The following is a 14198-nucleotide window of genomic DNA, read 5'->3' as shown; positions in this document are numbered from 1 at the left end:
ACCTCCGGCAGGGGTGCTTTTGTGTATAACACCGGCTAACGACTACAACGTAGATACCGTCCGGCGTACGAAGGCGGTCAGGTCTGATCCCGTCAGCATATTCTGCGATAGCAGCGCCAGATCGTACAACTGCTTCACGAGGGCCTTCTGCGTATCCACGTCTGGCTCGGCCAGTACTTTAGCAATCAGCGGATGATTGGCGTTCACGACGACATTATGCCCGAGCGGGAAATTTCCGTAGAACGACTGCTCACCCGACAGCGCCGACATATCCTTCATTCGGCGCATGAACTCAGGCAACGTAATGGTTACGGGCAGTTCGTCGGTCGGCTGCGCTTCGACGCTTACGGTCAGCGTTTTATCGTTCAGCACCTCGTCAAACACCGTTTTGAGTTTAGTTTTGTCGTCTTCCGATAACACACTTTCGTTCGCCAGACCTTTGTCGATGAGTTTGTCGAGTGTATCGGCATCGACGCGTTGGAAACGAACTTTCTCCAGCTTCGATTCGAGCGCGTTGATGAAGTGGGAGTCAATTACATTGTCCATCAACAGGACATCATAACCACGACGACGCGCTGATTCAATGTAGGCATCCTGCTGCTTCCGGTCGGTGGTATAGAGCAGCGTCAGCGTTTCGTTTTTGTCGGTCTGGTTCGCCTGCGTTTTTTCGCGGTACTCATCCAGCGTGCTGAATTCGCCTTCCGTGTTTTTGAGCAGCACGAAGTTTTTCGCTTTCTCCCAAAACTTCTCGTCGCTCAGAATACCGTATTTGATGAACAGGCCGATATCATCGAATTTCTCTTCGAACGCTTTACGATCCTGGTTGAACAGGTCGTTCAGCTTATCGGCGACTTTCCGAGTGATATAGCCATTAATTTTCTTCACGTTCGAATCCGCCTGCAGGAAGCTCCGCGATACGTTCAGCGGAATATCGGGCGAGTCGATTACGCCGTGCAGCATCATCAGGAAGTCGGGGACCACATCCTTCACTTCGTCGGTAATGAACACCTGACGGCTGTAGAGCTGAATCTTTTCCCGCTGGAATCGTAGTTCGTTTTTGACGCGCGGGAAGTACAGAATACCCGTCAGATTAAACGGATAGTCCACGTTCAGATGAATCCAGAACAGAGGCTCCTCGCTCATCGGGTACAGCTCCCGGTAGAAGTTTTTGTAATCTTCGTCCGTCAGATCGGCGGGCGACTTCGTCCAGATGGGCGCCGTGTTATTGATCGTTTCGCCGTCGAACTCAATCGATACGGGCAGGAACCGGGCATACTTGTCCAGAATACCCCGTAGCCGCGCCTTGTTCAGAAACTCTTCCGAATCCTCAGCAATGTGCAGGACAATGTCCGTACCACGTTCGCTCCGTTCGGCGGGCGTCAGTTCAAACTCGGTCGACCCATCGCACACCCAGCGAGCGGCCTCAGCGCCTTCCCGGTACGATTTGGTAATGATTTCTACCTCGCTAGCCACCATAAACGCCGAGTAGAAACCCAGTCCGAAGTGGCCGATGATCTGACCTTTATCGTCGGTTTTATCTTTGTACTTCTCCAGAAAATCGGTAGCACCGGAGAAGGCGATCTGGTTGATGTACTTCTTGATTTCATCAGCCGTCATCCCTACCCCGTTGTCGCTGATCGTAATTGTTTTGGCTTCTTCATTGAGCGAAACCGTTACTTTCAGATCGCCCAGTTCGCCGTTAAACTCGCCAAATGACGCCAACTGACGTAATTTCTGCGTAGCATCGACTGCATTCGATACTAGCTCACGCAGGAAAATCTCGTGATCTGAGTACAGGAATTTTTTAATGATCGGGAAGATATTCTCGGTATGGATCGATATCTGGCCCTTTTCGCTTTGTACGGCTTCCATAGCTATGACTTAGAAAGGAATTGGTTTATGCCTGCCATTCGTCAAATCCTGTTCCAGATCGCTCGTTGCTGACACATTGACAGGAATAGTGAAACGGATGTTTACAACATTTTCTGCTTCGGCAGACTCTTGTAGTAAAATACCTCCTCACGAAATGAAATCAATCGGCTGTTTATTACTTGTTTTTATGCTAGGCTGCCGGGCGGACAACGACAACGTGATCGGCCCGGAACGTAGCGCCAACGCCATCATCCACGCAAGTAATGTCTACGTTGATGGGTGTGAGCTACATTTGCGGCTGGACTCAGGAACGACACCCAATACGGGGACGCAGTACAAGTTTACATCGGCTTCGTTGCCGCTTGTGCGACACGTACTAACAGAAGCTGCACTTGATCCTAAACAGCATGTTGATTTGCCGGTAAGCGTTCGTTTTCAGGAGACGACCAATAAGAGTGTCATCGCCTGCGGCTGGGTGAGTCCTACCGTTACCGAAATCAGCGTTCTGGAAATAAGTCGGCGGTGATTTCTAGAATAGCACTTGAACGGGGAGCAACGCTTGGCTGTTACGTCGATGCATGACTACGCATTCGTACACCGACATTTCACTCCCGGAACTGGAACAACTCCGTTTGCAACCCAATACGGTCGTCATCGATGTGCGCGACGAATGGGAGTTTGAGGAATTTAACATCGGCGGTCTGAACATTCCGCTCGCTGACATTCGAAATCGGAACGCTGAATTACAGCCCTATGATACGCTGATCGCGATCTGTACGAATGGCGTCCGGAGCCGGGTAGCGGCTAAAGATTTCCTGCGTCAGCCAATCCTGCAGCACAAGACTATCTATCACCTACGAGGTGGGATCATCGAGGCCGAAGACTGACAGACTACGTGACGATCGTAAAGTTGCGCTGAGGAGCCTTGTCCTGTTTGGGCAGGGCAACATTAAAGATTTCGTGCACGTTGATCCGTATGTTTCGGGATATCTGGTCCAGTGGCAGATCGTTCTGCTCGGTGCCAAAGGGCTCTTCAATCTCTTCGCCGATCATTTCCAGCCCGATCAGTACGTACGACATAACCAGTACGGCTGGAATGGTAATGTATCCGTACACTTCCAGGATCGAGAACGGCAATAACGTAACAAATATCAGGATGAAAAGCTTGATGAAGAAGCTGTACGAAAACGGAATCGGGGTGCTTTTGATCCGTTCGCAGATACCCGCTACGTTCAGGAACGTAATCAGCATATCATTGAGGTTGATCAGTTGCGCATCCGTAAGGGCACCTTCGCGGTACAAGCCTTCCACCCGTTTCCGCATTTGCATCACCACCGCGTTGGGTAGATGATCAAAGCGTTTGATCTCGTCGAAGCCATCATTAACCTCGAGCTCTTCGATGATCCGATTATCGCGCAGGTGATTTTTCAGCGCGAATGGGAAGTTGGAGATTGTCTTCGTAAAAAAGTAGCGCTCTGATTGGCGTTCCGCTGGCAATATAGCGTCAATAGCTATAGCCAGGTTACGGCAGTTATTCACCAGACTCCCCCAGGCCGTCCGTCCTTCGTAAAAACGATCGTACGCCGTATTCGTACGAAAGATGAGCAACAGACTTAACAGAATACCCAGGGCCGAGAAGAATTCCGTGGGGGTATTGGTCAACCGCTGATGCAGATACGAAATTTCGAATACGGTGACGAACGAGACATACACGAGAACAATCAGCAGCCGTTTCAGCAGCGCGATAATCGTCTCGCCGGTATGGAAGTACCAGATCGCTTTAATCCAGTCGGTCTTTCTGTAGGTGATCATGAAAAAAGGTCAAGGCAACTCCCGAGGACAGAATTCTGTGTAGATTAAAAAAACGGCTGCTCTACAGGTCTATTTGCCCCGCAAATACCCGTTTGGCTGGGCCAATTAAATCAATGTCATTGAACTGCGTATCGGTCAACGGGACAAACGATACCCGCAGATTACCACCAATCGTTTTGATGGCGACCGGTCCTGACACAGCCAATTGCTGACTGGCAGCCAGCGCGACGGCCGTTACCCCCGTTCCGCAGGAGTACGTTTCATCCTCAACGCCCCGCTCGTAGGTTCTGACGTACAGTGTACCGTCCGAAAGCGGCTCGACGAAATTGACGTTGGTGCCGCTCGGCGCGAACGTATCGCTGTACCGGATTGCCCGCCCTTCCTTAACCACGTCCAGCGAATCCAGATCGCTGACAAATTCCACTACGTGGGGCGATCCTGTATTGAGAAACGTCTTCCCGCTGCGGTCAATTATCCCATTTACGTCGCTCATTTTCAGGAAAACCTCATCGTCAGAAACCGTCGCGGTATGCTCTCCATCAACGGCGATAAAGCGTGTCTTCTTCGAAAACAGGCCCAGATCGTGCGCGAACCGAACAATGCATCGTCCTCCATTTCCACACATACTGCCCTCTGCCCCATCGGCGTTGAAGTAAATCATCCGGAAATCGTAATCCGGATCATTACGTAACAGAATCAGGCCGTCGGCCCCGATACCAAATCGACGATGGCACAACCGTTCGATCAGGGCCTGGTTATTAGCCGGAAAACGGTTCTCCCGATCATCAATCATGATGAAATCGTTGCCAGTCCCCTGGTATTTGAAGAAATCGGTAGTCATGGAAAGATGCCTTTTTTCAAGGCCGGTAGACGATACTAGTTAGTCCTTATACAAGTCAGCAACACAAAAAACCAAAAAAAAAGCCGCCTTCACAGACAGCTTTTCGATTTTTCTGGGTACGGGCGATTAAGCCGCTGCTACTGCTTTTGGCTTACGCTCTTTCAGACGAGCAGCTTTACCCTGACGGCCACGTAGGAAGAACAACCGAGCCCGGCGAACTTTACCCATCCGTACGACTTCAACTTTGTCAACGTTTGGCGACAGCAGCGGGAAAATCCGCTCGACACCAACACCGTTTGATACTTTCCGCACGGTGAACGTTTCGCCACCGCTGCTTGGGTTCCGGCGCTGAATAACCGTGCCCGTAAATACCTGGATACGCTCTTTATTTCCTTCGCGGATTTTGACGTGAACGTTCACCGTATCGCCCGCCCGGAAACTAGGCAGTTCGGCGCGACGCTGCGCGTTGTCTGCCTCCACTAATTTAATTAACTCGCTCATGACCTTATATATATCGCCGGAAAACTATTTGCGAAATGAGCCGCAAAGATAGCAAACTTCTCGGTGGGAGAAAATACTTTTGCAAAATTACGTTATGTAAATCGCGCTTCCCCGTATGAAAATCCTGAATATCGACCAAATCAACGCGCTCGATCAATCGACTATCAAAAACGAACCCATTGCTCCGCTCAATCTGATGGAGCGGGCGGCTCTCGCTTTTGTTGATTGGTTCGTTAGTACCTTCCCTAGTTCAACGACTACCAAAATCTTCTGTGGCCTGGGGAATAACGGGGGAGATGGACTGGCGATTGCCCGTCTGCTGCTGGAGCGCGAGTATCCGGTCGAGGTTTTTGTGGTTCGTTACGCCCCACGCGAGTCCGACGATTTCATGCATAACCATCGACGGCTGAAACTCATCACGGAAAACATCCACTACCTGGAGTACTCACGTGACATTCCCCCTATACGTCACAACGACGTTATCATCGATGCAATTCTGGGTTCTGGTTTGTCGCGCCCCACCGAAGGAATCGTCAAGTACACCATTGAGGCCATTAACCGGGCTCCGGCCACGGTCGTGTCGGTCGATATTGCCAGTGGCCTGTACGCCGACAAACCCAACGCGAAAGGCGATGTGATCATCGAACCGGATCATACCGTTACGTTCCAGCTCCCCAAATTAGCTTTCCTTCTTCCGTCGAACGGCAAATACGTTGGCGATTGGCACACAGTCGATATTCGCCTGCATAAACGCTACATCGACCTGGCTCCCACCCCCTATTTCTATACACAGCCCCACGAAGCCAGACTGTTGCTCCACAAACGTGACCGGTATTCGAACAAAGGATCATTCGGGAAAGCCTTACTTTTTGTGGGAAGTTACGGCAAGATCGGGGCGGCCGTTCTCGCTGCCCGTGCCTGCCTGCGCTCGGGTGTGGGGCTGCTCACTGTTCAGACGCCGGGTTGCGGTTACACCGTGTTACAAACGGCCGTTCCGGAAGCCATGTGCCGCCCCGACACGAACGAACACGTATTGACGGGGGCCAGTAACGTGGACAACCCGCCCCCAGCCGATTACACGACCGTGGGCATCGGCCCTGGTATAGGAACCGCCGATGAAACGCTGGCCATGTTTCGAGAATTACTACCCAATCTGAAAAAACCCATGGTTATCGACGCCGATGCGCTGAATCTGTTGGCTAGGAAGCGGGAATTGCTGGAACAGATTCCGCATAACAGCATCCTGACGCCCCATCCCAAGGAATTTGAACGTCTGACCAGCTCCTGGACTGACGATTACCAGAAGCTGTCGATGCTGCGGGAGTTTGCCCAAAAATACAAAGTCGTGGTTGTACTGAAAGGTGCGCACACGGCCGTAGCCACGCCGGGGGGCGAAGTACATTTCAACTGCACAGGCAATCCTGGGCTAAGCACCGGTGGCACCGGAGACGTGCTAACGGGGGTGCTTACGGCTTTATTAGCGCAGGGCTACGATCCTGTCGAAGCGGCAGTGTTGGGTGTGTACGCTCATGGCCTAGCGGGAGACCGGGTGGCTAGTCAGCATGGTCAGATTGGAATGACTGCATCAGACATTGTCGACGCACTCCGGTGGAATTAGTACACCATCTCTATAACTGTAGTGTAGCTATTTCGCCACACTTTTGTTGAATTTTTACACTACTATTTTCCAGCTGTTTTCAGTGCTTACGTAAACGTAAATGGTAAAGCAAACACTTAGACAGCCTCTCGACAACAAGATGTTTATTAAACGGCGACAACCGTAACGCGGCCTCAAATTTGTTTAGGCGTTAAGTAGACTCTTCCTGTTCTTAACGTACCTTATGAAACCTACCGCTCAACGGGATTGGCGTACTGTCCGATCGTCTCGTCAAAATCGTCTTAGCGTCGATCAAACATCTGTAATTGGTGGCCTAACGATTGCCTTGTTAACTTATATTGTCTACCACTTTATTTATCCGCTCATTTCCAAAGGACTTCTGTGGTAGAGTCAATCATATCTTATTTAACAACGAAGCCCCGCTGGTTAAGAACCAGCGGGGCTTTTGTTTTATAGTGAGCAAGAACTAACTCAGAATCTGGTACGTAGCGAAAGCAGATACGTAAGCCAGAACCATCATAAAGGCCAACTGTACAGCCGGCCAGGTCCAGCTACGGGTTTCGCGCTGAGTAGCGGCCAGTGTACTCATACACATCATCGCAAAAACGTAGAAAATCAGCAGCGACCAGGCAACAGCCGTAGTGTACATTGGCCCACCGGTAGCCGGGTTACGTTCCTGCCGGAGCCGCTCGCGGATGGTTACGCCCCCCTCATCGCCGTCGCCAATGCTATAAATAGTAGACATCGTACCAACGAAGACTTCGCGGGCAGCAAAGGAACTGAGCAGGGCAATGCCAATTTTCCAGTCGTAACCGAGTGGTCTGATAGCTGGCTCGATAAAATGGCCAAAGCGGCCTGCGTAAGACGATTCTAATCGCTCCGACGCGATACGATTCTGCATGTCTTCATCAGACAGGGTTGTATTTTCCTGACGTACCCGGTCTTCTGCCTGCTGCATTGAATCGCCGGGGCCGTAGCTGGCGAGTACCCACAGCACGATCGAAATGGCCAGAATAACCCGGCCAGCCTCCCAGACAAACGAGCGAACGCTATCCCAGACCGTTATTCCCACGTGGTTCCAGCGCGGTAGTTTAAACGTGGGCAACTCCATAATGAAGAAGCTCCGTTCTTTGGTACGAAGGATTAGTTTCAGGACGGCCGCCGACAACAGGGCGCTGATGAGTCCCAGCAAATACAGACCCATCAGGGCTAATCCCTGTAGGTTAAAGACACCCAGTATTCGATGATTGGGTACTACCAGCGCGATAAAAATGGTATAGATTGGCAGCCGGGCCGAACAGCTCATCAGTGGCGTAACCAGAATCGTAATGAGCCGATCACGCCGGGTACCGATGCTCCGGGTTGTCATGATAGCGGGTACAGCGCAGGCAACGCCCGAGATCAGGGGTACCACGCTACGGCCATTCAGGCCGAACTTGCGCATGATCCGGTCCATAATCACCATTACCCGTGACATATATCCGGACTCTTCAAGCAAAGAAACCAGCAGAAACAAAAAAGCGATCTGCGGAATAAACACCAGAATGCCGCCTATCCCCGCCAAAATACCGTCCGTTAAGAGATCGGTCAGCGGCCCATCGGGAAGCCGGGCTTTCAGTTCACCGTTCAGCCAGGCCACGCCCGAATCGATGGCATCCATAAACGGCTCCGCCCAGGCAAATATGGCCTGAAAGATCAGCAGCAGAATCAAAGCAAAGATTGCATAGCCCCAGACTGGGTGCAGAAAAATCCGATCCAGCTTCTGCGTCCAGGTCACCTGATGCCGGGGCCTTTTCTCCGTGACGGCCTCAGCTACCACGGTGGCAATGCGTTTATACCGCGTAATGGTTTCGTTGGCCTGAAACGGAGTTTCCTTGAACTGATGCCGATCAATGAGCACGTCCAACCCTTCACGCTGTTGTTGATCCAGGAACGTAAAGCCATCATGCTGAATCAGGTATTGCAGTGTCAGATAATTGTTGCTCAGTTGATACGCTTCACGGGTTTCGTCAATCAGCGAACGGGCTTCGTCGGCCGGATCAAAAAAAAGCTTTTCGGCTTGGAATGGTTCGCTTAATTGTTTCTGGACTGCTTTTTTCAGTGACTCAACCCCTTCTCCCGTGCGAGCATTAATTCGGACAACCGGTACGCCCAACCGCATAGCCAGGCGAGTCGCGTTGACTTCTTTCTCCTGCTCCTGGGCCACATCAAGCATGTTCAGCGCCAGTACTGCCGGTACGCCCAGATCGGCAACCTGGGTAAACAGCAACAGATTTCGGTGCAGGTTTGACGCATCGACGACAACGATAACCACATCTGGGTAATCAGGATGGGACGGATTAGCCAGGATATCGGTAACAAGTTGTTCGTCCAGCGATTTGGGGTAGATGGAATAGATACCGGGGAAATCAACGACGGTCGTATTTGTCTTCGCATCCAGTGACCACGTACCGGATTTGCGATCCATGGTGACACCGGGAAAGTTTCCCGTCTTCTGACGCAGGCCCGTCAGTTGATTAAATAATGACGATTTCCCTGCATTAGGATTACCAATGAGGGCAATAGTAGGCGACGCTTTCAAAATACTTCAAGGTTTACAGCGTACCATTTACCGGTTCGAAACTGCAGCAAACAGCACAACAGCAAACGGTTAGCTCTCAATCAGAATCGTAGCGGCTTCTGATTTACGCATCGACAGGCAGTAGCCCGACACGTTCAGGCAGATGGGGTCTCCCAGCGGAGCTTTGCATTGCAGGCAGATTTCAGCCCCGGGCAGACAACCCATCTCCAGCAATTTCAAGGACATAACCTGATCGCTGAACGACTGAATAGTGGCTCGTTCTCCAATTTTCAAATCAGCTACACTACGCTTACTCATATACTGGCTTCTGACCGGCAGACCTCGATCCGCGCCTTATTTAGATTCAATTTAATTAACGCAAGATTACGCCAGAAAATTTGCTGGAGCAAACATTTGCGCAAAAAAGGCGGTCAGGTTAGCCCGTTGGCTAGTTGTACTACTGCTCTGGCCCGATACTCCTTCTCTAGTCTCCTTTTCCGATTACTTTTGCGGTCTATTCCATTCCGGATAGATACACGTTGCTATCTGCTTATGCCACAACAACTACAACGGCTTTTCCTGTTCTCGTTTATCCTTCTGCTCACTACCCGAGCGGGCACTATTCAGGCGCAAAGTCCCGGCAAAGAAGCAGCCCGGGCAGCCCGAATAACAACCGATTTATTAACCCTGCCCAACGGCAACGCAGCCTCGACTTCGTCCGAAGTAAGGGGGCTCGAAAAGCTAACCCGTTTCCAGATGCGGGGCGATCAAATTGCCATTGAAGCGGCAGCAGCCCCCAATTGGGATGCCAATACGCTGTTGCAGGCTTTACAGAGTCGGGGACTGACAGATGGCCGGGCCTATGGGCAGCTTATTTTCGGCTACCTGCCTGTCAGCCAGCTAAACGCGCTCAAAGACGTCCCTTCGTTACGTTTCGCCCGGCCCGCTTATAAACCCGTCCATAGCGCGGGACGCGTTACATCGCAGGGGGACAAAGCGTTTAAAGCAGATCTCGCCCGTCAGACGTATGGGGTGACGGGGGCGCGGTCAAAAGTTGGCATCCTCTCTGATTCGTATAATGCGCTGGGGGGCGCGGCTGCGGGGGTTGCCTCGGGCGATCTGCCAGCGAACGTCCAGGTCTTGGAAGAATACCGGGAGCCAGGGGCCAGCGACGAAGGTCGGGCAATGGCCGAAATTGTGCACGACGTAGCACCGGGCGCGTCGATGGCGTTCAATACCGCTTTTACGGGGCAGGCTGGTTTTGCGCAGGGCATTAAAAACCTGGCCGCAGCGGGTTGTAACATCATCGTCGACGATGTCAGCTACTTCGCCGAACCGTTTTTTCAGGACGGGGTCATCGCGCAGGCCGTCGACGAAGTGGTCACGAACAACAATGTCACCTACTTTTCTTCGGCGGGCAATTCCGGCCGATCGTCTTACCAAAGCTCCTACCGAAACGGTGGTCCGTTGGTTCACCCAACCTACGGCTTTCAGGGCTATGCCCATGACTTCGGCGGAGGGGATATCTACCAGCGAATTACCATCCCGCCGGGGGGGCAGGTGATCATTGGCTTTCAGTGGGATGATCCTTTTGCGTCAGTCAGTGGTGGAGCCGGGGCTCGTACCGATATGGATCTGCTGGTGTACTACAACGGCATACAGATCCCGTTTCTGTCCTCAGCAAACGCCAACATCGGAGGTGATCCGGTTGAGATTTCTGGTTACGCGAATACCTCAAATGCCCCAATCAGTCTGGATCTGGTGCTGATCAAATACGAAGGTCCCGACCCTGGCCTCATCAAATGGATCAACTTCGGCACGCCCGTTAGCATTGAATACGATACGCAGAGTTCAACCACGTTTGGTCACAGTAATGCCGCCCGCGCCATCGCCGTAGCGGCCGCCCGCTACACAAATACTCCCGCTTTCAACCCCTCGCTCACGACAGCCCTCGTCGAAGATTTCTCGTCGGCGGGCGGCACACCAACGTTATTCACCACGGCTGGCACCCGTATCAACGGCGTCACGGGGATAACCCGGCCAAAACCGGAACTCACGGGGCCTAATGGCGGCAATAATACTTTCTTTGGTGACGATTTCGAGGGCGATGGTTTTCCTAATTTCTTCGGCACATCGGCCTCCGCCCCACACGTAGCGGCCGTTGCTGCGCTGATGCAGGAACGCGCGGGTAATAGCCTCGCTCCCAGTAGTGTACTCAGCCTGCTGGAAGAAACGGCACTGGACATGGACGACCCGCTCACGCCCGGTTTCGACCTAGGTTTCGATTACCGGACGGGGTACGGCTTCGTGCAAGCCGACCGGGCAGTCCGGTCAGTAGCGACAGGGCAACCGTTGGCGCTGGTACAACCCCTGTTCAACTGCCGGACCGGTGCCATTACGTTCCAGACGACGGGCGGAGATGGTTCCCGCATCGAATATCAAGGGATTGGCATTACCGACTGGAATCCGAACCCGAACCAGTTTCTGGACGCACCCGTCCTGGCCGATCAGAACTCAAAAACAGTATTGTTGAAAGCACGGCAGAGCGGTCGCGAAGTAACGTATCTGTTCGATTTTCGGGCGTATTGCCAGGGCAGTAACGGAAATCAGCCTCCTGTACTGGCCATACCGATCGAAAATCAGTTTGCGCAACGCGGGGCTTATTTCGCGTTTCAGTTTCCAGCCAATACGTTTTCCGATCCGAACAATGATGCTCTGACGTACACGGCGACTGGTCTGCCCGACGGCCTGACGTTTGATACGGCCAACCGCCGAATCAGCGGCACGCCCAGTCAGGCGGGTACGTTCCCCGTAACCATCGTGGCTACCGATCCCGGTACGTTATCGGCACGGGCCCAGTTTACCCTGACTGTTGCGCCCAACGGCACCACGCGACCACTGGCGCTGGTTGCGCCCTTGTACGACTGTGGAACGGGTGCCATTACGTTTCGCACCGTCGAAGGTGACGGCTCACCTATTATGTATTTCGCCATTGGTATTGCCCGCAATGCCCCAACGGATGCTTCGGGTACTGTTGAAGCTGAGCTGCGGGCCGATCCGAAACCCATCGTCATCCAGGCGACGCAGAGTGGCGTAACGGTTAGCTACACCTTCGATTTACCGGGCGCCTGCGGTTCAACGGTTGCCAATTTCAGGCTGATCGAACCGGCTTACAGCTGTGCTACTGGCCTCTTTACGTTCCGGGTAGCTAACGTAGCGCCGGGTAAAACCGTAGAATACTATTCCGTACCCGGCATTACCGGATGGACTACCAATCCAACCCACCAGTTCGACAGTGATCTGCGCACGGCGGGCGACGTAAAGCCATTCATCCTGCGCGCCCGTTACGTCGGCGAACCAGCGTCGGAAGTAACACTGGAGTGGGTACGCCCGACCCCGTGCTCAGCTGGTGCCCGACTAGCCGCAAGCGAGGCCACGTTGCAGGTTATCGTCCTGGAAAACCCAACAGCGGGCGAGTTCGTCGAGCTGAACGCAACGGGTATAGAGGGGCCATCGCTACAACTTCGCGTGCTGGATAGCCGGGGGGTGTTAATCAGCGACCAGCGAGTACAGACAAACGAAAGCACCAGTCATCAACGGGTTTCGATAGGCCGTTCACCCGGTCTCTACCTACTGAATGTTGGGACCAGTACCCAGCAGAAAACGGTGAAGATCATTCGGCAGTAAGGTCACATATCCGTTATTCAAAAAAGTAAGTCACCCCGATTTTTGTCTCCGTGAGTGGACGACAATCGTTCGGGATGATTTATGCTTCTCTGAAGGAGCCTTTTGGTGAGAAAACTTCGTTTGTAGTAGCTTGCTGAGTAGTGCGTAGTTTTGCCAATCCACATCCTGATGACCAACCCACCAGCACTCAGCCGCTTCTACCTTACCCTGGTTCCTTTTTTAGCCGCTGCTGTGGCTTTAGGCATCGGACATAGCAAACCTCAACTCTATCTACCCATCTGGCTGGCCCATGCACTCCTGATGGCATTCGCTGTTTGGCGGTTGGGAAAGAACTGTTTCACCAGTGCCCATCCTGAGCAAAGGCAACTCGGCACCATTGCTCTGTTGGTCATCATTCCCTGGATCGGGTTTACCCTTTTTGCGGGTATGGGACCTCCCCCTACTTCTATACCCGAATGGGTCGAGACGGCTACCGAACAACAGATCCGCTATGCCCTATTGATCGCGGGGGGAATGCTGATCACGGTCGGGTTAGCCCTGCTGGCTAACAAACTCCGCCAGAGTGGGGAAAAGCAATACTGGTTACTTGGATTACTGGCGTTGGTCATCGCCCTGCCTTTATTTATCCTCAACATGGCCTATTGGGGTAGCTTTTTAGTCGAATCGTTCACCAACTTTTCGGCAGCTTCGGTAGCGAAACGACCCGATTGGTACTTGTCCATACGTGCGCTTTTTAGCTGGATTAGCGGTGTGGAGGTAGCTCTTTTATATTTGGCTACGGCTGCGTTTGGGTTAGCCTTACGATCAGTTGGCTGGTTGAAGTCAACGGCTTGTCGTCTGTATGTGGTTTTCAGTCTAGTCGGCGCTTTACTGAGTGTGCTACCATCGTTTTCGTTTGAACCGATCGGGATTGTCACCTACTTAGTGTCTATCCCTGCTTTTCCTTTCATCATGCCCTATTTGATGGCGCTTAATTTGTTGAACTTAGCCAATCGTAATCCCAAAACGGATCAATAAAGCTAATCTGTTAAGGCACACTGGTCTCAGTTGGGAGCTTTTGGCGAGAAGGCCCACATGGCTAAGTAGAGTTAGCATGGCTACTCAAAGTAAAAGCAAGTCAACTCTTCTTAAGAAGTAAAGGTCAAATTGAGAGGTGTTGTGGGACCACTACATGAATCTATCAGCTAATAATAAATAGTACTTTTCTCAGCCAAGTTGTATAAGAGTTTTTATGTTAAGAACGTGTTGGGGAATTATGTTTGGTGCTGAGCCTGACCACGTTGTAACATAATCTGAATGTTGGCTAA

Annotated in this window: 11 protein-coding genes; 5 read left to right on the top strand and 6 right to left on the bottom strand. The window is 52.2% G+C overall.

Translation table 11 applies throughout. From position 1 onward, the window contains the following. Nucleotides 1–42: 42 nt before the first annotated feature. Entirely contained in the window at nt 43–1872 is a 1830-nt protein-coding gene (htpG, locus tag ACYVAD_RS20870; protein WP_461141477.1) for a molecular chaperone HtpG, read from the bottom strand. Nucleotides 1873–2026: 154 nt separating this feature from the next. Here htpG and ACYVAD_RS20865 point away from each other — a divergent pair, with 154 nt between their 5' ends. Continuing rightward, nucleotides 2027–2398 carry a hypothetical protein gene (locus ACYVAD_RS20865; protein ID WP_461141476.1) on the top strand — a complete coding sequence of 124 codons (372 nt, stop codon included), beginning with the start codon at nt 2027–2029 and terminating at the stop codon, nt 2396–2398. 52 nt (nt 2399–2450) lie between these two features. Next, nucleotides 2451–2759: a rhodanese-like domain-containing protein gene (locus tag ACYVAD_RS20860; RefSeq protein WP_461141475.1), complete on the top strand. Its 309-nt coding sequence runs from the start codon at nt 2451–2453 to the stop codon at nt 2757–2759. Between the two features lie 4 nt (nt 2760–2763). Here the strand turns inward: ACYVAD_RS20860 and ACYVAD_RS20855 are convergent, their stop codons facing one another. From ACYVAD_RS20855 to rplS, 3 genes are all read right to left on the bottom strand, one after another. Continuing rightward, complete coding sequence (locus ACYVAD_RS20855; protein WP_461141474.1) at nt 2764–3684, bottom strand: bestrophin family protein; 921 nt, start codon at nt 3682–3684, stop codon at nt 2764–2766. Between the two features lie 61 nt (nt 3685–3745). Beyond that, entirely contained in the window at nt 3746–4525 is a 780-nt protein-coding gene (gene dapF, locus ACYVAD_RS20850) for a diaminopimelate epimerase (protein ID WP_461141473.1), read from the bottom strand. 126 nt (nt 4526–4651) lie between these two features. Beyond that, complete coding sequence (gene rplS / locus ACYVAD_RS20845; protein ID WP_461141472.1) at nt 4652–5026, bottom strand: 50S ribosomal protein L19; 375 nt, start codon at nt 5024–5026, stop codon at nt 4652–4654. Between the two features lie 115 nt (nt 5027–5141). Between rplS and ACYVAD_RS20840 the strand changes: the two genes are divergently transcribed. Continuing rightward, the gene (locus ACYVAD_RS20840) at nt 5142–6644 is read left to right on the top strand and encodes an NAD(P)H-hydrate dehydratase (RefSeq protein ID WP_461141471.1); all 1503 of its coding nucleotides are present in this window, start codon (nt 5142–5144) and stop codon (nt 6642–6644) included. 466 nt (nt 6645–7110) lie between these two features. Here ACYVAD_RS20840 and feoB read toward each other — a convergent pair whose 3' ends face one another. After that, nucleotides 7111–9225, bottom strand: coding sequence for a ferrous iron transport protein B (gene feoB, locus ACYVAD_RS20835; protein ID WP_461141470.1), 2115 nt, complete (start codon nt 9223–9225; stop codon nt 7111–7113). Between the two features lie 69 nt (nt 9226–9294). Then, the gene (locus ACYVAD_RS20830) at nt 9295–9522 is read right to left on the bottom strand and encodes a FeoA family protein (RefSeq protein ID WP_461141469.1); all 228 of its coding nucleotides are present in this window, start codon (nt 9520–9522) and stop codon (nt 9295–9297) included. Nucleotides 9523–9756: 234 nt separating this feature from the next. On the opposite strand from ACYVAD_RS20830, the gene ACYVAD_RS20825 reads away from it, so the two are divergent. Then, nucleotides 9757–12891, top strand: coding sequence for a putative Ig domain-containing protein (locus ACYVAD_RS20825; protein WP_461141468.1), 3135 nt, complete (start codon nt 9757–9759; stop codon nt 12889–12891). A gap of 168 nt (nt 12892–13059) precedes the next feature. Continuing rightward, the gene (locus ACYVAD_RS20820) at nt 13060–13908 is read left to right on the top strand and encodes a hypothetical protein (RefSeq protein WP_461141467.1); all 849 of its coding nucleotides are present in this window, start codon (nt 13060–13062) and stop codon (nt 13906–13908) included. Nucleotides 13909–14198: the final 290 nt, after the last annotated feature.

The organism is Spirosoma pomorum, from assembly GCF_054776615.1.
Note: the sequence above shows the minus strand (reverse complement) of the source record. Positions and strands in the feature narration are given on the sequence as shown.